20 protein-coding genes and 1 other annotated feature are annotated in these 19,370 nt (G+C 56.0%); of the genes, 14 read left to right on the top strand and 6 right to left on the bottom strand.

Annotated features, from left to right (window positions below):
* The first annotated feature begins 70 nt into the window (after positions 1–70).
* Together sltY and trpR are read left to right on the top strand one after the other, a co-directional pair.
* On the top strand, positions 71–2,008 hold the full coding sequence (gene sltY, locus AC1VYI_RS21335; RefSeq protein WP_023310329.1) for a murein transglycosylase: 1,938 nt from the start codon (positions 71–73) through the stop codon (positions 2,006–2,008).
* 55 nt (positions 2,009–2,063) lie between these two features.
* Positions 2,064–2,393, top strand: coding sequence for a trp operon repressor (gene trpR, locus AC1VYI_RS21330; RefSeq protein ID WP_023310330.1), 330 nt, complete (start codon positions 2,064–2,066; stop codon positions 2,391–2,393).
* A 27-nt stretch (positions 2,394–2,420) separates the two neighbouring features.
* On the opposite strand, the gene yjjX is transcribed toward trpR, so the two are convergent.
* Entirely contained in the window at positions 2,421–2,936 is a 516-nt protein-coding gene (yjjX, locus tag AC1VYI_RS21325; RefSeq protein WP_134866824.1) for an inosine/xanthosine triphosphatase, read from the bottom strand.
* Positions 2,937–2,986: 50 nt separating this feature from the next.
* Between yjjX and gpmB the strand changes: the two genes are divergently transcribed.
* Entirely contained in the window at positions 2,987–3,634 is a 648-nt protein-coding gene (gpmB, locus tag AC1VYI_RS21320) for a 2,3-diphosphoglycerate-dependent phosphoglycerate mutase GpmB (RefSeq protein WP_023310332.1), read from the top strand.
* Here the strand turns inward: gpmB and robA are convergent.
* Complete coding sequence (gene robA / locus AC1VYI_RS21315) at positions 3,631–4,500, bottom strand: MDR efflux pump AcrAB transcriptional activator RobA (protein WP_023310333.1); 870 nt, start codon at positions 4,498–4,500, stop codon at positions 3,631–3,633. The two genes, gpmB and robA, sit on opposite strands and share 4 nt — an antisense overlap.
* Before the next feature lie 211 nt (positions 4,501–4,711).
* On the opposite strand from robA, the gene creA reads away from it, so the two are divergent.
* On the top strand, positions 4,712–5,185 hold the full coding sequence (gene creA / locus AC1VYI_RS21310; RefSeq protein WP_032660778.1) for a protein CreA: 474 nt from the start codon (positions 4,712–4,714) through the stop codon (positions 5,183–5,185).
* A gap of 46 nt (positions 5,186–5,231) precedes the next feature.
* Here the strand turns inward: creA and arcA are convergent, their stop codons facing one another.
* On the bottom strand, positions 5,232–5,948 hold the full coding sequence (gene arcA / locus AC1VYI_RS21305; RefSeq protein WP_003856501.1) for a two-component system response regulator ArcA: 717 nt from the start codon (positions 5,946–5,948) through the stop codon (positions 5,232–5,234).
* A 95-nt stretch (positions 5,949–6,043) separates the two neighbouring features.
* Here arcA and yjjY point away from each other — a divergent pair, with 95 nt between their 5' ends.
* The 7 genes from yjjY (at position 6,044) to AC1VYI_RS21270 (ending at position 12,919) form a co-directional block, all read left to right on the top strand.
* The gene (yjjY, locus tag AC1VYI_RS21300; protein ID WP_085928893.1) at positions 6,044–6,184 is read left to right on the top strand and encodes a YjjY family protein; all 141 of its coding nucleotides are present in this window, start codon (positions 6,044–6,046) and stop codon (positions 6,182–6,184) included.
* Positions 6,185–6,583: 399 nt separating this feature from the next.
* Positions 6,584–7,270, top strand: coding sequence for a tRNA/rRNA methyltransferase (locus tag AC1VYI_RS21295; protein ID WP_032660775.1), 687 nt, complete (start codon positions 6,584–6,586; stop codon positions 7,268–7,270).
* Between the two features lie 211 nt (positions 7,271–7,481).
* Positions 7,482–7,550, top strand: a complete 69-nt coding sequence (gene thrL / locus AC1VYI_RS21290; protein ID WP_015572623.1) for a thr operon leader peptide — start codon at positions 7,482–7,484, stop codon at positions 7,548–7,550.
* Positions 7,489–7,606, top strand: a sequence feature (Thr leader region). It overlaps the preceding gene by 62 nt.
* Before the next feature lie 24 nt (positions 7,607–7,630).
* Positions 7,631–10,093 carry a bifunctional aspartate kinase/homoserine dehydrogenase I gene (thrA, locus tag AC1VYI_RS21285; protein WP_226483421.1) on the top strand — a complete coding sequence of 821 codons (2,463 nt, stop codon included), beginning with the start codon at positions 7,631–7,633 and terminating at the stop codon, positions 10,091–10,093.
* A gap of 1 nt (position 10,094) precedes the next feature.
* A complete protein-coding gene (gene thrB / locus AC1VYI_RS21280; RefSeq protein WP_134866823.1) occupies positions 10,095–11,024 on the top strand; it encodes a homoserine kinase in 930 nt (309 codons plus the stop codon).
* A 3-nt stretch (positions 11,025–11,027) separates the two neighbouring features.
* Positions 11,028–12,314: a threonine synthase gene (gene thrC, locus AC1VYI_RS21275; RefSeq protein ID WP_134866822.1), complete on the top strand. Its 1,287-nt coding sequence runs from the start codon at positions 11,028–11,030 to the stop codon at positions 12,312–12,314.
* 302 nt (positions 12,315–12,616) lie between these two features.
* Positions 12,617–12,919 carry a DUF2502 domain-containing protein gene (locus AC1VYI_RS21270; RefSeq protein WP_023310339.1) on the top strand — a complete coding sequence of 101 codons (303 nt, stop codon included), beginning with the start codon at positions 12,617–12,619 and terminating at the stop codon, positions 12,917–12,919.
* Between the two features lie 31 nt (positions 12,920–12,950).
* On the opposite strand, the gene yaaA is transcribed toward AC1VYI_RS21270, so the two are convergent.
* Entirely contained in the window at positions 12,951–13,724 is a 774-nt protein-coding gene (yaaA, locus tag AC1VYI_RS21265; RefSeq protein ID WP_045355099.1) for a peroxide stress protein YaaA, read from the bottom strand.
* Between the two features lie 66 nt (positions 13,725–13,790).
* The gene (locus tag AC1VYI_RS21260) at positions 13,791–15,221 is read right to left on the bottom strand and encodes an alanine/glycine:cation symporter family protein (RefSeq protein ID WP_134866821.1); all 1,431 of its coding nucleotides are present in this window, start codon (positions 15,219–15,221) and stop codon (positions 13,791–13,793) included.
* A 262-nt stretch (positions 15,222–15,483) separates the two neighbouring features.
* Between AC1VYI_RS21260 and tal the strand changes: the two genes are divergently transcribed.
* From tal to AC1VYI_RS21245, 3 genes are all read left to right on the top strand, one after another.
* A complete protein-coding gene (tal, locus tag AC1VYI_RS21255) occupies positions 15,484–16,437 on the top strand; it encodes a transaldolase (protein WP_023310342.1) in 954 nt (317 codons plus the stop codon).
* Between the two features lie 110 nt (positions 16,438–16,547).
* Positions 16,548–17,135, top strand: a complete 588-nt coding sequence (gene mog, locus AC1VYI_RS21250) for a molybdopterin adenylyltransferase (protein ID WP_023310343.1) — start codon at positions 16,548–16,550, stop codon at positions 17,133–17,135.
* 121 nt (positions 17,136–17,256) lie between these two features.
* On the top strand, positions 17,257–18,579 hold the full coding sequence (locus AC1VYI_RS21245) for an MFS transporter (RefSeq protein ID WP_226483422.1): 1,323 nt from the start codon (positions 17,257–17,259) through the stop codon (positions 18,577–18,579).
* Here AC1VYI_RS21245 and satP read toward each other — a convergent pair.
* Positions 18,556–19,122 (bottom strand): acetate uptake transporter, encoded by a 567-nt coding sequence (gene satP, locus AC1VYI_RS21240; protein WP_023334461.1) that lies wholly within the window; start codon positions 19,120–19,122, stop codon positions 18,556–18,558. The genes AC1VYI_RS21245 and satP overlap by 24 nt on opposite strands.
* Positions 19,123–19,370: the final 248 nt, after the last annotated feature.

Genomic DNA, 19,370 nt, shown 5'->3' with positions numbered 1-19,370 from the left:
TAGCATAAGTTAATTAGACTTTGACGTAGCAAGACGCTGCAATTGACGAAAAAACAATGAGGAAGAGCTTGTGGAAAAAGCCAAACGGGTGGTCTGGCGTCTGCTGGCTGCCAGCGTATGCGTAATGGCGGTAAGCCAGGCGGTGCATGCCGATTCACTGGATGAACAACGTAACCGCTACGCCCAGATTAAACAGGCGTGGGACAACAAGCAGATGGATACCGTGCAGGCACTGATGCCGACGCTAAAGGATTATCCGCTGTATCCGTATCTGGAGTATCGCCAGATTACGGACGACCTGATGAACCAGCCTACCGTCACCGTGAATAACTTCATTCAGGCGAACCCGACCCTGCCGCCTGCCCGAAATCTCCAGTCTCGTTTCGTTAACGAGCTGGCGCGTCGCGAAGACTGGCGCGGCCTGCTGGCGTTTAGCCCTGAAAAGCCGAATGCCACCGAAGCCCAGTGTAACTATTACTACGCAAAATGGGCGACCGGCCAGCAGGAAGAGGCCTGGGCCGGGGCGAAAGAGCTCTGGCTGACCGGAAAAAACCAGCCGAACGCCTGTGATTCCCTGTTTAGCGCGTGGCGTGCTTCCGGCAAGCAGGATCCGCTGTCCTACCTTGAGCGCATCCGTCTGGCGATGAAAGCCGGTAACACGCGTCTGGTGACCACGCTGGCGGGGCAGATGCCGTCCGATTACCAGACGATCTCCACGGCGGTTATCGGGCTTGCAAACGATCCCAACAGCGTGCTGACCTTTGCCCGCAGTACGGGCGCGACCGATTTCACCCGCCAGATGGCGGCGGTGGCCTTTGCCAGCGTGGCGCGTGACGATGTGGAAAACGCGCGGCTGATGATCCCGCAGCTGGTGCAGGCGCAGCAGCTCAATGAGGAGCAAACCCAGGAGCTGCGCGACATCGTGGCGTGGCGACTGATGGGCACCGATGTGACCGATGAACAGGCGCGCTGGCGTGACGATGCCATTATGCGTTCGAACTCCACGTCGCTGGTGGAACGCCGCGTGCGCATGGCGCTGGGCACGGGCGATCGTCGCGGGCTCAATACCTGGCTCGCGCGCTTGCCAATGGAGGCCAAAGAGAAAGACGAATGGCGCTACTGGCAGGCCGATCTGCTGATGGAGCGCGGCCGTGATGATGAAGCCAAAGAGATCCTCCATACGCTGATGCAGCAGCGCGGGTTTTACCCGATGGCAGCCGCGCAGCGTCTGGGCGAGGAGTACACCTTCCGCATTGATAAAGCGCCTGCCAACGCGAACCCGGCGCTGACGCAGGGGCCAGAAATGGCGCGCGTTCGAGAGCTGATGTACTGGAATATGGATAACACCGCGCGCAGCGAGTGGGCGAATCTGGTGACCAGCCGCACCACCGATGAGAAAGCCCAGCTTGCCCGCTATGCGTTTGATAATCACTGGTGGGATCTCAGCGTGCAGGCGACGATCGCCGGCAAGCTTTGGGATCATCTGGAAGAGCGTTTCCCGCTGGCGTACAAAGATCTTTTCGATCGCTACACCAGCGGCAAAGATATCCCGCAAAGCTACGCGATGGCGATTGCCCGTCAGGAGAGCGCCTGGAACCCGAAAGTCCGTTCCCCGGTGGGCGCCAGCGGCCTGATGCAGATTATGCCAGGCACGGCGACGCACACGGTGAAGATGTTTAATATTCCGGGGTACAGCAGTCCGTCGCAGCTTCTGGATCCGGATACCAACATCAATATCGGTACCAGCTATCTCCAGTACGTGTATCAGCAGTTCGGCAATAACCGCATCTTCTCATCGGCGGCGTATAACGCGGGGCCAGGACGCGTGCGCACCTGGCTCGGCAACAGCGCCGGACGCATCGACGCGGTAGCGTTTGTGGAGAGTATCCCGTTCTCGGAAACGCGCGGCTACGTGAAGAACGTGCTGGCCTATGACGCTTACTATCGCTACTTCATGGGGCAGAAAGATACCCTGATGAGCGATGCCGAGTGGCAGAGGCGTTACTGATCGGCGTGGGTTGTGTTATGCTGTACTCGCTAAAGAGTACAAGAGGCAGCATAACATGACCCAGCATTCCCCGTATTCCTCGGCAATGGCCGAACAACGTCATCTGGAGTGGCTTCGTTTTGTGGAGCTGCTGCGTCAGTCTTACGAACAGGATCTGCATTTACCCCTGATGCAGCTGATGCTCACGCCGGACGAGCGTGAGGCGCTTGGCACGCGCGTGCGGATCATTGAAGAGCTGCTGCGCGGAGAAATGAGCCAGCGCGAGCTGAAAAATGAGCTCGGCGCGGGCATTGCAACGATCACCCGCGGCTCGAACAGCCTGAAGTCGGCGCCGGTTGAGCTGCGCCAGTGGCTGGAAGCGGTATTGCTGAAAAATGCCGGATGACGGCTTTTCTTTACCCGGCCAACAAACTTACCGATAAATCGCGTTATGGAACGGGCTTAACGCCAGAATCACGGCCTGGTGGTAAACGCCTGAACGCGTCAGCTTGCCAGCGGTAAAGACGCCAATAGCCCCTTCTTTACGGCCAATCTCATCGATGCCGGTGTACTGCGACATCACTGGCCCGAGCGCTTCACCCGCACGGACTTTTTCCAGAATGATTTCCGGCAGCGGCAGGGTGGCCGAACGCGCTTCACCGCGCTGCTCGCGGCTTTCGATGACAACCCAGCTAAAGGTTGCGCCTTCGTCGATACCTGCTTCAATCGCTACCCAAAAATCAGCATTCGGTGCGGCGGCCTTAGCGTTTGCCACGCGATTTCGTGCGCCAGCGCGCGTTTCCTCGCTGCCAAACGGCTGTTCAGGAACGCCACTCTCGACGCCGATGGCCTCAATATGGCAGGATCCTGCGCCGAAGATCTCGTCAAATGCCCTTAGAATTGCCTGAATTTTGGCAGGATTAGTGGTAGCAGAGACAACATGGTGCATAATTAAGCTCGATTCAAAAAAAACTCATCGCAGTATAACGGAAAAAAAGCATGTTACAGGTATACCTTGTTCGCCACGGTGAAACGCAGTGGAACGCCGAGCGACGTATTCAAGGCCAGTCAGACAGTCCTCTCACCGAGAAGGGGGTGCAGCAAGCGTGGCAGGTGGCGGAACGCGCCAGAACGCTGGGCATTACCCACGTGATTACCAGCGATTTAGGTCGCACACAGCAGACGGCGCGCATCATCGCAGACGCCTGCGGCTGCGACGTCATGCTGGAGCCGCGCCTGCGCGAGCTGGATATGGGCGTGCTGGAGAAACGCCATATCGATACGCTGACGGAAGCGGAGGAGGGCTGGCGCCGCACGCTGGTGAACGGTACCGAAGATGGTCGAATTCCTGAAGGCGAATCCATGCAGGAGCTTAGCGTACGCATGCATGCCGCCCTGGCGGAATGCCTGAAGCTGCCGGCGGGAAGCCGTCCGCTGCTGGTGAGTCACGGGATTGCGTTGGGTTGCCTGGTGAGCACCATTCTGGGGTTACCGGCTTACGCTGAGCGCCGTTTGCGTCTGCGCAACTGCTCCATTTCCCGGATTGATTATCAGGAAAGCGCGTGGCTGGCGTCGGGCTGGGTAGTGGAGATGGCAGGGGACATTTCGCATCTTGATGCCCCTGCGCTTGACGAACTGCAGCGTTAACGACGTATTGGAATCAAGAATTCCATACGCAGATTGATTGGGCCTTCTTCCGGTTTGGCATCCTGCGCCGGGTAGTAGCGCTCAATGTCCTGACCTTTACGGCGATTCAGATTCAGCATCGGCATGCAGGTTCCGTAAACGGTCAGGATAAACTCCTGAACCCCCGTTCCCAGCCCTTCATAGGCGAACATCACGTATTCGCCGCCTTCCAGCACGACAGGCTTCGAACCCTGAATATACCCATTCGCCATCTCTGGCGTCAGCGCGGTGGTGTAGAACACCTCCTGCTCGTCGTCTTTTTCCTGGCTTGGGTGCGTTTCGTTGAGGCCATACAGGATTGGCGGGATCGTCGGTGCGTGGCTCAGGAAGTCGCGCCAGAACTGGACGCGCATCTGATGACGGAACTCAGAAATCTGCTCCAGTGAACAGGAGTAGCTCTGCGTCGTGCCGATCAGATGGGTTTCCGGCAGCGCGACAATTTCATATTTCGGCATCGCGAACTCGCCCAGACGCAGCGGCGGACGCATGCCAAACGAGCTCCAGTCAGGCGAGCGACGATACAGCGCTGGCGTCAACGAAAACTGTTTTTTAAAGGCGCGGGTGAAGGTCTGCTGCGAATCGAAACGATATTGCAGGGCAATATCCAGAATCGGCCGCGCGGTCAGGCGCAAAGCCACCGCAGATTTTGATAAACGACGTGCGCGAATATAGGCCCCGATAGCATGACCGGTGACATCCTTGAACATCCTTTGCAGATGCCACTTGGAATAGCCTGCTTTAGCCGCCACATTATCCAGTGACAAAGGCTGGTCGAGATGACCTTCCAGCCAGGTGAGCAGGTCGCGAATAATTCCAGCCTGATCCATATACTATCCTCATCCTTAAAACAGCAGGTGCCTGATAACAGGTTAGCGGATAATAGCATTTTTTGATGTTTTAGCATTCAGTGTTTTTTTTGCGCATTCATGCTTTTTAGAGCACATTACAGGCAGATATATTCTAATCCTGTGATCTTGCTACATTTTTGTCTAAAGTGTTGAATAATCGCTCAGTGTAATTTTAAAGAATGGTAACAATATGAAATACAAGACTTTGATCTTCACCGCGTTGATGCTGATGGTCGGGCGCGTGGCGCAGGCAGAGCAGATTGGCTCCGTCGATACCGTGTTCAAAATGTTCGGCCCGGACCACAAAATCGTGGTGGAGGCGTTTGACGATCCGGACGTGAAAAACGTCACCTGCTACGTCAGCCGCGCGAAAACGGGCGGTATCAAAGGCGGGCTGGGACTGGCGGAAGATACTTCCGATGCGGCGATTTCTTGTCAGCAGGTGGGGCCGGTTGAGTTGAGCGATAAAATTAAAAACGGCAAAGCGCAGGGCGACGTTGTATTCCAGAAACGGACTTCGCTGGTATTCAAAAAACTGCAGGTGGTGCGTTTCTATGATGCCAAACGCAACACCCTGGCGTACCTTGCCTACTCTGACAAAGTGGTGGAAGGCTCGCCGAAAAACGCAATCAGCGCGGTGCCGATTATGCCGTGGCGGGAATAAAAAAAACGGCGCAAATGCGCCGTTTTTTAATGCGTTAACTGCGGGATTACTCCTGCAGATCGCCGCAGAAACGATACCCTTCGCCGTGGATCGTGGCGATGATTTCCGGCGTATCTGGCGTAGATTCGAAATGCTTACGAATACGACGAATGGTCACGTCTACGGTACGGTCGTGCGGTTTCAGCTCACGGCCGGTCATTTTCTTCAGCAACTCTGCACGGGACTGAATTTTGCCCGGGTTTTCGCAGAAGTGCAGCATCGCGCGGAATTCACTGCGCGGCAGTTTATACTGCTCACCGTTCGGGCTAATCAGCGAACGGCTATTGATATCAAGTTCCCAGCCGTTGAATTTGTAGCTGTCTACGCTACGACGCTCTTCGCTGACCGTACCCAGGTTCATGGTGCGGGACAGCAGGTTGCGTGCACGAATGGTTAACTCGCGAGGATTGAACGGCTTGGTGATGTAGTCATCCGCACCGATTTCCAGGCCAAGAATTTTATCAACTTCGTTATCACGGCCTGTCAGGAACATTAACGCGACGTTCGCCTGCTCGCGCAGTTCGCGCGCCAGAAGAAGACCGTTTTTGCCCGGCAGGTTAATATCCATGATCACCAGGTTGATATCATTTTCAGAAAGGATCTGATGCATCTCTGCGCCATCGGTCGCTTCAAAGACATCGTAGCCTTCTGCTTCGAAAATGCTCTTTAACGTGTTGCGTGTTACCAACTCGTCTTCAACGATAAGAATGTGCGGGGTCTGCATGTTTGCTACCTAAATTGCCAACTAAATCGAAACAGGAAGTACAAAAGTCCCTGACCTGCCTGATGCATGTCGCAAATTAACATGATCGGCTTAACGTGACTAAAGTACGTAATTGCGTTCTTGATGCACTTTCCATCAACGTCAACAACATCATTAGCTTGGTCTTGGGTACTTTCCCTTTGGACCCGACAGTGTCAAAAACGGCTGTCATCCTAACCATTTTAACAGCAACATAACAGGCTAAGTGACACCAGACACCCAATAAAACTACGCTTCGTTGACATATATCAAGTTCAATTGTAGCACGTTAACAGTTTGATGAAATCATCGTAGCGGAATGCTAGCCTTTGTCACAATTTTTCAATAAACCAACTAGTTGCGGACATTGATTTATAAACGAAGCGAATCCAATCAGAATAGGGTATTCATGTTGCTATTATCATTATAAAACATAGGGATAATAGTGTTCTGTTAACATTCTAACTGATTGTTCAGACAAGGAATAGTTTAGCGTTTTTAATTTGTTATGAAACGCTATTTCGGTGATTTGTGTTGCAATTTTGTAAATTCTCGCTGCGTAATATGTTGAAGTGCATCACATTTTTACCCGCTAACTGATTAAAAAGAGAGCATAAATGCATCTGTCGATTGTACTGGTTGCCCCAGCCAGAGCCGAAAATATAGGCGCTGCCGCGCGTGCCATGAAAACCATGGGGTTCACAGATTTACGTATCGTGGACAGCACTGCCCACCTGGAGCCTGCGGCTCGTTGGGTAGCGCACGGATCGGGCGATATCCTCGATAATATAACCACTTACGCTACGCTTGCTGATGCGCTGCACGACATTTCGTTTACCGTTGCGACCACCGCGCGCAGCCGTGCGAAGTTCCATTACTATGCCACGCCAGCGGAGCTGGTGCCGATGCTGAGCGAGAAAAGCCAGTGGCTGGAGAAGGCCGCTCTGGTGTTTGGTCGCGAAGATTCCGGATTAACCAACGAAGAGCTGGAGCTGGCGGACGTTCTTACCGGTGCGCCGATGGTCGCCGATTATCCCTCCCTGAATTTAGGCCAGGCGGTCATGGTTTACTGCTATCAATTAGCCTCCCTAATACAAATCCCCCAACCTCCGGCAGAAGGGGCAAATGAAAATCAGCTGGCTGCGCTGCGCGCTCGCGTTGAGCAACTGTTGTCTCAGCTGGGGGTAGCGGACGATCAGAAAATGGCTGACTGGCTGCAGCAGCGTTTGGGCCGTCTTGAGCAGCGGGACACCGCAATGCTGCACCGTTTGCTGCACGATATTGAAAAAAAATTAGCGGAGTAAAATCCTGTCATAAGTTTTTACTATGGAGAATAAGTCTGTCCTGATGGGTTGCATCTGGGCGAATCGGATGAAAATAAATCTGCAAACAGCGGGAGGTGAGAGTCTCCCGAATTGTGATCAAATTAAAAATTCGTTGACTTAAGGTGCCCGATCCTTTAACCCTAAAAGAATACAGCACAGACAGATAATAATGACAGAGTACACAACATCCATGAAACGCATCAGCATCACCACCATTACCACAACCATCATCATTACCACAGGTAACGATGCGGGCTGACGCGTACAGGAAAAACAAAAAAAAGCCCGCACCTAGACAGTGCGGGCTTTTTTTTCGGCTAAAGGAAACGAGGTAGAACCATGCGAGTGTTGAAGTTCGGCGGTACATCAGTGGCAAATGCAGAACGTTTTCTGCGTGTTGCCGATATCCTGGAAAGCAACGCCAGGCAGGGGCAGGTTGCTACCGTGCTCTCTGCCCCGGCAAAAATCACGAACCATCTGGTGGCGATGATTGAAAAAACCATCGGTGGCCAGGATGCACTCCCGAACATCAGCGACGCAGAACGTATCTTCGCTGATTTATTGCAAGGGCTGGCAGAGGCGCTGCCTGGCTTCCCGCACGCTCAGCTGAAGTCCTTCGTTGAGCAGGAGTTCGCGCAAATCAAACACGTCCTGCACGGCATCAGCCTTCTCGGCCAGTGCCCGGACAGCGTCAACGCGGCGCTGATCTGCCGGGGCGAAAAACTTTCTATCGCCATCATGGCCGGCGTGCTGGAAGCGCGCGGCCATAGCGTGACCGTAATCGATCCGGTTGAAAAACTGCTGGCGGTGGGCCACTACCTCGAATCCACCGTTGATATTGCCGAATCAACCCGCCGTATCGCCGCCAGCAAAATTCCGTCTGACCACATGATCCTGATGGCAGGCTTCACCGCCGGTAACGAGAAGGGCGAGCTGGTGGTGCTGGGCCGTAACGGCTCCGACTACTCCGCCGCCGTGCTGGCCGCCTGTTTACGTGCGGACTGTTGTGAAATCTGGACTGACGTCGACGGCGTTTATACCTGCGACCCGCGCCAGGTACCCGATGCCAGACTGCTGAAGTCGATGTCGTACCAGGAAGCGATGGAGCTTTCCTACTTCGGCGCCAAAGTGCTTCACCCGCGTACCATCTCCCCGATTGCCCAGTTCCAGATCCCTTGCCTGATTAAAAACACCGGTAATCCGCAGGCGCCGGGTACGCTGATTGGCGCGAGTACCGATGAAGACGGTTTGCCGGTCAAAGGCATCTCCAACCTCAACAACATGGCGATGTTCAGCGTCTCCGGTCCGGGGATGAAGGGGATGGTCGGCATGGCGGCGCGCGTCTTTGCTGCTATGTCCCGTAACGGTATCTCGGTGGTGCTGATTACCCAGTCTTCTTCCGAATACAGCATCAGCTTCTGCGTGCCGCAGGCCGACTGCCTGCGCGCCCGCCGCGCGCTGGAGGACGAGTTCTACCTGGAGCTGAAAGAAGAGCTGCTGGAGCCGCTCGCCATTCAGGAGCGTCTGGCGATTATCTCCGTGGTCGGCGACGGCATGCGTACGCTGCGCGGTATCTCCGCCAAGTTCTTTGCCGCGCTGGCGCGCGCCAATATCAATATCGTGGCGATTGCCCAGGGCTCGTCAGAGCGTTCAATTTCTGTTGTTGTGGACAACGATGACGCCACCACCGGCGTACGCGTGGTTCACCAGATGCTGTTTAACACCGATCAGGTTATCGAACTGTTCCTGATTGGCGTCGGCGGGGTGGGCGGCGCGCTGCTGGAGCAGGTGAAGCGTCAGCAGGAGTGGCTGAAGAAGAAACATATCGATCTGCGCGTCTGTGGGATTGCCAACTCCAGAGCGTTGCTGACCAATGTGCATGGCCTTAAACTGGAAAACTGGCAGGCCGAGATGAACGAGGCGAAAGAGCCGTTCAACCTGGGGCGCCTGATCCGCCTGGTGAAAGAGTATCATCTGCTTAACCCGGTGATCGTCGACTGTACCTCGAACCAGGCGGTGGCCGATCAGTACGCCGACTTCCTGCGCGAGGGGTTCCACGTGGTGACGCCGAACAAAAAGGCCAACACCTCGTCGATGGATTACTATCACCAGCTGCGTCTGGCGGCGAGCAAGTCGCGCCGCAAGTTCCTGTACGACACCAACGTGGGCGCGGGCCTGCCGGTTATCGAGAACCTGCAGAACCTGCTGAACGCCGGCGACGAACTGCAGCGTTTCTCCGGCATTCTCTCCGGCTCGCTGTCGTTTATCTTCGGCAAGCTGGATGAGGGGATGAGCCTGTCGGAAGCCACCCGCGCCGCGCGCGAGCTGGGCTATACCGAGCCGGATCCGCGTGACGATCTCTCCGGTATGGACGTGGCGCGCAAGCTGCTGATCCTCGCCCGTGAAACGGGCCGTGAGCTTGAGCTTTCCGATATCGTGATTGAACCCGTGCTGCCAGCAGAATTTGACAGCAGCGGTGATGTCGCTGCATTCATGGCAAATTTGCCGCAGCTTGACGACGCTTTTGCCGCTCGCGTTGCGAAAGCCCGTGATGAAGGTAAGGTATTGCGCTATGTTGGCAACATTGAAGAAGATGGCGTGTGCCGGGTGAAGATTGCCGAAGTGGATGGCAACGACCCGCTGTACAAAGTCAAAAACGGCGAAAACGCCCTCGCGTTTTACAGCCACTATTATCAGCCACTGCCGCTGGTGCTTCGCGGCTATGGCGCAGGGAACGATGTTACGGCGGCGGGTGTGTTTGCCGATCTGCTGCGTACCCTGTCATGGAAGTTAGGAGTTTAACATGGTCAAAGTTTATGCCCCGGCTTCCAGCGCGAATATGAGCGTCGGATTTGACGTGCTGGGCGCGGCGGTGACGCCGGTGGATGGTTCACTGCTGGGCGATACGGTCACGGTGGACTCGGCAGACAGCTTCAGCCTGAACAACGTGGGCCGCTTCGCCAGCAAACTGCCGTCAGACCCGCGCGAGAATATCGTCTATCAGTGCTGGGAACGCTTCTGTCAGGAGATCGGTAAAAACGTGCCGGTTGCCATGACGCTGGAAAAAAGTATGCCGATTGGCTCGGGTCTGGGTTCCAGCGCCTGCTCGGTGGTCGCCGCGCTGGTGGCGATGAACGAGCACTGCGGCAAGCCGCTAAACAACAACCGCCTGCTGGGGTTGATGGGCGAGCTGGAAGGGCGCATCTCCGGCAGCATTCACTATGACAACGTGGCGCCGTGCTTCCTCGGCGGCATGCAGCTGATGATCGAAGAAAATGGCATCATCAGCCAGCAGGTGCCAGGGTTTGATGAGTGGCTGTGGGTGCTGGCCTATCCGGGCATTAAGGTCTCTACCGCGGAAGCGCGTGCGATCCTGCCCGCGCAGTATCGTCGTCAGGACTGTATCGCCCACGGGCGTCATCTGGCGGGCTTTATCCACGCCTGCTACACCCGTCAGCCGCAGCTGGCGGCGAAGCTGATGAAGGACGTCATTGCCGAGCCGTACCGCACGAAGCTGCTGCCTGGCTTTAACGAGGCGCGACAGGCATCCATGGATATCGGCGCGCAGGCGTGCGGCATCTCCGGCTCCGGCCCGACGCTGTTCGCCCTGTGCGACAAGCCTGACACCGCGCAGCGCGTGGCGGACTGGCTCTCTAAACACTACCTGCAAAATCAGGAAGGCTTTGTTCATATTTGCCGTCTGGACACGGCTGGCGCACGAGTACTGGGATAATTAATGAAACTCTATAACCTTAAAGATCATAACGAGCAGGTCAGCTTCGCGCAGGCGGTAACTCAGGGGCTGGGCAAAAATCAGGGGCTGTTCTTCCCGCATGACCTGCCGGAATTCCAGCTGACCGACATCGACGAGCTGCTGAAACAGGACTTCGTCACCCGCAGCACCAAAATTCTGTCTGCGTTTATCGGCGACGAAATTCCGCAGGAGCTGCTGGAAGAGCGCGTGCGTGCGGCGTTCGCTTTCCCGGCGCCGGTGAAGCAGGTTGAGCCTGACGTTGGCTGCCTGGAGCTGTTCCACGGCCCGACGCTGGCGTTTAAAGACTTCGGCGGCCGCTTTATGGCGCAGATGCTGACCCACATCAGCGGCGATAAACCGGTGACCATCCTCACCGCGACATCCGGCGATACCGGTGCGGCGGTGGCGCATGCCTTCTACGGCCTGAAAAACGTCCGCGTGGTGATCCTCTATCCGAAAGGCAAAATCAGCCCGCTGCAGGAAAAACTGTTCTGTACGCTCGGCGGCAACATTGAAACCGTGGCAATTGACGGCGATTTCGATGCCTGCCAGGCGCTGGTCAAGCAGGCTTTCGACGACGAAGAGCTGAAGGTGGCTCTGGGTCTGAACTCTGCTAACTCCATCAACATCAGCCGTCTGCTGGCGCAGATTTGCTACTACTTCGAAGCGGTGGCGCAGCTGCCGCAGGAAGCGCGCAACCAGCTGGTGATCTCCGTGCCGAGCGGTAACTTCGGTGACCTGACGGCAGGTCTGCTGGCGAAATCCCTGGGTCTGCCGGTGAAACGCTTTATCGCCGCGACCAACGCCAACGACACCGTGCCGCGCTTCCTGAAAGACGGGAAGTGGGCGCCGAACGCTACGCAGGCGACGCTCTCCAACGCGATGGATGTGTCACAGCCGAACAACTGGCCGCGCGTGGAAGAGCTGTTCCGCCGTAAGATCTGGCGTTTGGGTGACCTGGGTTACGCCGCGGTGACGGATGAAACCACCAAAGAGACCATGCGCGAGCTGAAGGCGGTGGGGTATACCTCTGAACCGCACGCGGCGATTGCCTACCGCGCGCTGCGCGACCAGCTTAACCCGGGTGAATATGGCCTGTTCCTGGGCACCGCGCATCCGGCGAAGTTCAAAGAGAGCGTAGAAGCGATCCTGGGCGAAACGCTGCCGCTGCCGAAAGAGCTGGCCGAGCGCACCGACCTGCCTCTGCTGTCACATGAGCTGCCGGCAGATTTTGCCGCGCTGCGTAAGCTGATGATGACCCGCGCGTGATTGTGTTGCCCGGTGGCGGCTACGCCTTACCGGGCCTACAACGACCACGACGACCTAATCGTAGGCCGGGTAGCGCAGCGCCACCCGGCAATCGCAACACCGATCTCTATGCCGGGTAAGGCGAAGCCGCCACCCGGCTTTTTTATGGAGAAATTAAGGAGAGAAAAAGCAGGAAAAAAGCAGAAATTCCCAATAAATGCGGTCACTTAGCCTTTAGGATTGCAGAGAATAACATCCCCCGTTCCCCTCGCGTAATCTCCTTACATCGGCCCACGTTGGGCAAGAAGAATAAGGAGTCACCTGTGTCTACACTGAAACCTGCACTCATCGCGCTTTCACTGGTGCTGGCCGCCCCCATGGCGGTTCAGGCATCTGAAATTACCCTCGTACCGGCGGTTAAACTGCAGATTGGCGACCAGGATAACAACGGTCATTACTGGGACGGCGGCCGCTGGCGCGACCACGACTGGTGGAAGGCGCATTATGACTGGCGTGATAACCACTGGCGTCCACATGATGAGCATCGTAAACACGACGATCGTCACGATGACCATCACCACGATGACCACCGCGACGATCGCGGCCCGGACTGGAAACACCATTAATGCAAAACCCCGCCAGCTGGCGGGGTTTGTTTTACTGCTCGTGGCGCTTAAACACCAGTTCGCCTTTCCCTGACGCTTCTTCGTCAAAGAAATAGCCTTCGCTGTTAAAGGCGGTCAGCTGCTCCGGCTTCGTCAGGCGGTTCTGGATGATGTAGCGGCTCATCAGGCCGCGCGCTTTCTTGGCGTAGAAGCTGATCACCTTGAACTTACCGTTCTTCTCGTCGAGGAATACCGGTTTGATAATCTCCGCATCCAGCTTTTTCGGCTTCACCGACTTGTAGTATTCATCGGATGCCAGGTTTATCACCACGTTGTCGCCCTGGGCGTGCAGCGCCGCATTAAGCTTGTCGGTAATGATATCGCCCCAGAAATGGTACAGATCTTTGCCTTTGGCATTTTCCAGGCGAATCCCCATCTCCAGACGATACGGCTGCATCAGATCCAGCGGGCGCAGTACGCCGTACAGTCCCGACAGCATGCGCAGATGCTGCTGGGCAAAATCGAAATCGGCTTCGCTAAAATCTTCCGCCTGCAGGCCGGTGTAGACATCACCTTTAAACGCCAGAATCGCCTGGCGAGCGTTTGCCGGGGTGAAATCCGGGTGCCACTCGTGAAAGCGGGTCGCGTTAAGATCGGCCAGCTTGTCGCTGATGCTCATCAGCGAGGCGATTTGCGGCGCAGAGAGCTTACGCGCTTCGCGGATCAGCTGTTGCGAGTAGTCCAGCAGTTCAGGCTGGGTATAGCGCTCGGTGGCGAGCGGGCTCTGGTAGTCGAGCGTTTTTGCAGGTGAAATCAGAATCAGCATATCCAGTCCTTGCAGGAAATTTAGAGCGACTTTAGCAAAAAATCGCCCTGAATTGATCGATAGCTGTTATTGCCGCGGCAAATCATCCCACGTGCCGGGGGCAAGCTGCACCTTAACGTCGGGATAGCGGGCGGGATCAAATACCGGCGGAACGCCGAGTTTGCGCTGACGCAGATAGTCTCTGGCAATCAGGATCACAACGGGTGAGAGCAGCAGGATAGCGGTGAGGTTCGTGATCGCCATCAGCGCCATAATGATATCGGCCAGCTGCCAGACCAGCGGCATACTGAGGAAGGAGCCAGCGATGATCATCAGAATGACCGCGAGACGCAGGGTTCCGATTGCGGCGCGGGAGTCGAGTTTCAGGAAAATAAGGTTATTTTCGGCGTAGAGGTAATTCACCACAATCGAACTGAAGGCAAACAGCACCAGGACGAGCGAGACAAATCCTGCTCCCCAGCCGCCGGTCAGGTTCACCAGCGCCTGCTGGAGAAGCTGTATCCCGGCGGTACCAGAAGAATGCGGGACGGGGCCTGCCAGCAGCAAAATCATGGCGCTGGCGGAGCAGATGATAATGGTATCGGTAAAGACGCCAATCATCTGCACAATGCCCTGTGCCGCCGGGTGTGGCGGCCAGGAAGAGGCGGCAGCGGCCGCGTTGGGGGTTGACCCCATTCCGGCTTCATTGGAGAACATGCCCCGCTGAAAACCCGCCATCAGCGCCTGGCTGAAGGTGTAGCCCAGCGCCCCGGAGGCCACCTCGCGCCAGCCAAAAGCGCTTTTGACGATGGTCGCAATCACGCCCGGCACCTGGTCGATATGCAGTGCGGCGACGAACAGGCTCGCGACAACCCAAAGCAGCGCCATAACGGGAACCAGCCACTGCATCAGGCGGGCGATGCCCCTGAGACCGGCTGAAATGGTGAGCAAAACGACGAGGGCTAACACGATACCGGCGATCCACTCCGGGCAGGAGAAGGCATAGCGCAGGGCATTGGCGACAGAATTTGCCTGGACGGTATTAAAAATAAGGCCGTACGCGAGCAGTAAAAAAAGCGAGAACAGAACGCCCATCCAGCGCATCCCTAAGCCACGCGCCATGTACCAGGCAGGACCGCCGCGAAACTGGCCGTTTTTATCTTTCTCTTTATACAGCTGGGCGAGCGAACTTTCCGCAAAGGAGGTTGCCATCCCGAGTAGCGCCGTTACCCACATCCAGAAGACCGCGCCTGGCCCACCGGCGCTGATGGCCAGCGCAACGCCCGCCAGATTCCCGCTGCCGAGGCGTGCCGCCAGGCTGGTACAGAGTGCCTGGAACGACGTTAATCCGCCCGGCTGGGGCGTAACGCTGTTTTTCAGACTTCTGCCAAACTTGCGAATATAACGAAACTGGATAAACCCACTGCGTAGCGTAAACCAAATACCTGCTCCCAGAAGCAGGTAAATCATTATCGAACCCCACAGGACTTCGTTAATAAAGAAAAAGAAATCAGGCATTAACGTCCCTCTTGTTGATGCCAAAGTGAATATGTAAGCGCTACCACTGATTGGGCATGCTGTTGCTTAGCAGCCTGTTAATCTTCCGAGTTTACCATACTCTACCTAAGCGCACTGTCTGCGGTTGCGCTGCCTCTCACTCGTGTTATCATCAGGGCAGACCGGTTACATCCCCCTAACAAGTAAACCTGTCATTTTTCCGCTGCAGGCATGCTGTCGGTAGCGTGAATTATCCAGGGCACGTTAAAAGAGAAACACTATCATGACGGATAAATTGACCTCCCTTCGTCAGTTCACCACTGTCGTAGCTGACACCGGAGATATCGCGGCAATGAAGCTGTACCAGCCGCAGGATGCCACAACCAACCCTTCTCTGATCCTTAACGCCGCACAGATCCCTGAGTATCGCAAACTGATTGACGACGCAGTGACCTGGGCGAAAGCACAGAGCAACGATCGCGCGCAGCAGGTTGTGGACGCTACCGACAAGCTGGCAGTGAACATCGGTCTGGAAATCCTGAAGCTGGTTCCTGGCCGTATCTCTACCGAAGTGGATGCACGTCTCTCCTACGACACCGAAGCGTCTATCGCGAAAGCGAAACGCCTGATCAAAATGTACAACGACGCTGGCATCAGCAACGACCGTATCCTGATCAAACTGGCTTCTACCTGGCAGGGTATCCGCGCGGCAGAGCAGCTGGAAAAAGACGGTATCAACTGTAACCTGACCCTGCTGTTCTCCTTCGCGCAGGCGCGTGCATGTGCAGAAGCAGGCGTATACCTGATTTCTCCGTTCGTGGGCCGTATTCTGGACTGGTACAAAGCTAACACCGATAAGAAAGAGTACGCGCCGGCTGAAGATCCAGGCGTGGTTTCTGTTACTGAAATCTACGAATACTACAAACAGCACGGCTATGAGACCGTGGTTATGGGCGCAAGCTTCCGTAACGTCGGAGAAATCATCGAGCTGGCTGGCTGTGACCGCCTGACCATCGCCCCTGCGCTGCTGAAAGAGCTGGCAGAAAGCGAAGGTACCATCGAGCGTAAGCTGTCCTACACCGGTGAAGTGAAAGCACGCCCAGAGCGCATCACTGAATCCGAGTTCCTGTGGCAGCACAACCAGGATCCAATGGCTGTAGACAAGCTGGCGGACGGTATCCGTAAGTTTGCTGTTGACCAGGGCAAACTGGAAAAAATGATCGGCGACCTGCTGTAATCATTCTGCGTGACCGGGCACCCGGTCACGCGACTTCTTTCGTCCCCTGTCTGAATCTCCTCTCTGCGTGTATCATTCCCTTTAATCAGTACTTTTTGAATGGAATGGATATGAATACCTTACGCATCGGCTTAGTGTCGATTTCTGACCGCGCCTCCAGCGGCGTTTACCAGGATAAAGGCATCCCCGCTTTGGAAGAGTGGCTTGGCAGCGCGCTGACCACCCCCTTTGACATTCAGACCCGCCTGATCCCTGACGAACAGCCGATCATCGAGCAGACGCTCTGCGAGCTGGTGGATGAGATGAGCTGCCACCTTGTTCTGACGACGGGCGGAACCGGCCCCGCGCGCCGCGACGTGACGCCGGACGCAACGCTGGCGATCGCCGATCGTGAAATGCCGGGCTTCGGCGAACAGATGCGCCAGATCAGTCTACACTTTGTTCCGACGGCCATTCTTTCCCGCCAGGTGGGAGTGATCCGCAAGCAGGCGTTGATTCTGAACCTGCCGGGGCAGCCGAAGTCGATCAAAGAGACGCTGGAAGGGCTGAAGGCGGAAGATGGCAGCGTCCTCGTTCACGGCATCTTTGCGAGTGTACCGTATTGTATACAGCTGCTTGACGGCCCCTATGTGGAAACCGATGAGAAAGTAGTAGCAGCTTTTCGTCCGAAAAACGCACGCCGCGAAACAATCTCCTGAAATTAACCAATATGTGGCATTAGCTGAAGCGGCGATAGCGTGGTAAAGCTTTTACGGTATAGTAATTTTTTCTTTACGATTGCTGTAAAAATAAATCCACAATATACGCAAATGGTTCGCTATGTCACATAACACCCGACCTCTGAATCGACAGGACTACAAAACTCTCACGCTCGCGGCCTTAGGCGGCGCGCTGGAGTTTTACGACTTTATCATCTTCGTCTTCTTCGCCGCCGTGGTGGGAGAACTCTTCTTCCCGGCGGATATCCCGGAATGGCTGCGTCAGGTGCAAACCTTCGGTATTTTTGCCGCCGGATATCTGGCGCGTCCGCTGGGCGGCATTATCATGGCCCACTTTGGCGATCTGGTCGGGCGCAAGAAGATGTTTACCCTTAGCATTCTGCTGATGGCCGTGCCGACGCTGGCCATTGGCCTGCTGCCCACCTATGCCTCGATGGGCATCCTTGCTCCGTTCCTGCTGTTGCTGATGCGCGTCCTTCAGGGCGCGGCGATTGGCGGTGAAGTGCCGGGCGCATGGGTGTTTGTCGCGGAGCATGTTCCGGCGCGCCGCATTGGTATTGCCTGCGGAACCTTAACCGCGGGGTTAACGGTAGGGATTTTGCTTGGTTCCGTCGTCGCGACAATTGTAAACACCAGCATGACGCAGCAGGCCGTGCACGACTGGGGCTGGCGTATTCCGTTCCTGCTGGGCGGGGCGTTTGGTCTGGTCGCGATGTACCTGCGCCGCTGGCTGCAGGAGACGCCGATTTTCCTCGAGATGCAGCAGCGCAAGGCGCTGGCGCAGGAGCTGCCGGTGAAGGCGGTCGTGGTACGCCATAAAAAAGCGGTGGTGGTGTCGATGCTGCTCACCTGGCTGCTCTCGGCGGGCATTGTGGTGGTGATATTGATGTCCCCGGTGTGGCTGCAAAAGCAGTACGGTTTCGCTCCTGCCGTGACGCTACAGGCGAACAGTATCGCGACAATCATGCTCTGCTTTGGCTGCCTGGCCGCCGGGCTGGCGGCAGATCGTTTCGGTGCCAGCGTTACCTTTATCGTCGGCAGCCTGTTACTGGCCGCATCAAGCTGGGCGTTTTACCATCTGGCGGGCAGCCATCCTGAACAGCTGTTCCTGCTGTACGGCACGGTAGGGCTGTGCGTGGGCGTTGTCGGGGCGGTACCGTACGTGATGGTCCGCGCGTTCCCGCCGGAGGTACGCTTCACCGGGATCTCATTTTCCTACAACGTGTCGTATGCCATTTTTGGCGGGCTGACGCCGATTGCGGTGACGGTGCTGATGGGCGTGTCGCCGATGGCGCCAGCCTGGTATGTACTCGCGCTCTCGCTGATGGGGCTGGTATTAGGATTTTGGCTTCGTCAGGCGGGGGGATGTCGTGCCCGCGAGGCGGGCACGACAGAGGGATCAGTGTTTTTCACCAATCGGTAGAATGGTGCGGTCAAACTGCTCGTTCAGCACTTCACCCATTGCGAGGTAGATAGCGCTTGCGCCGCAAACCAGACCAATCCAGCCTGCAACATGAACGATGCCTTCGTTATCCACCAGGTGACCAATCGCCAGCAGGGCGAACAGTACGGTCAGGCTCAGGAAAACGAACTGCAGCATGCGGTTACCTTTCAGGGTACCGAAGAACATGAACAGGGTGAAGACGCCCCACAGGCCCAGGTAAACGCCCAGGAAGTGGGCGTTTGCCGCGTCTGCCATGCCCATTTTAGGCAGCAGCAGAATGGCAACCAGGGTCAGCCAGAAAGAACCGTAAGAGGTGAAGGCGGTTAAGCCGAAGGTATTGCCTTTCTTATATTCCAGCAGGCCCGCGAAGATTTGCGCGATACCGCCGTAAAAAATGCCCATCGCCAGAATAATGCCATCCATCGGGAACATCCCGATGTTGTGCAGGTTCAGCAGGATAGTGGTCATGCCAAAACCCATCAGGCCCAGCGGAGCCGGATTAGCCAACTTAGTGTTGCCCATAAGTCCTCAAAAAAATCATCATTAATATGGTGAAATGGTTAAACCCGCGTCAATACTCCCTGACGGGGCGCGGCATCATAATGGGCGCTATCGATGGCGTCTATGATCTCATCAGGGTGAAATTAAAATTTTTTTTATGCTTGCCCCTTGATGGATGCCGTCGCGACCCCATCTTGTAGTCAACCGCAGTGTGTGGACCTGAAAAAAATCAAATCTGGGCAGTTGAAAAAGCACGTTCTGCCCTTATT

Source organism: Enterobacter sp. QK-SA4 (assembly GCF_056856775.1).
This window is presented reverse-complemented; position numbering and strand designations above follow the sequence as displayed.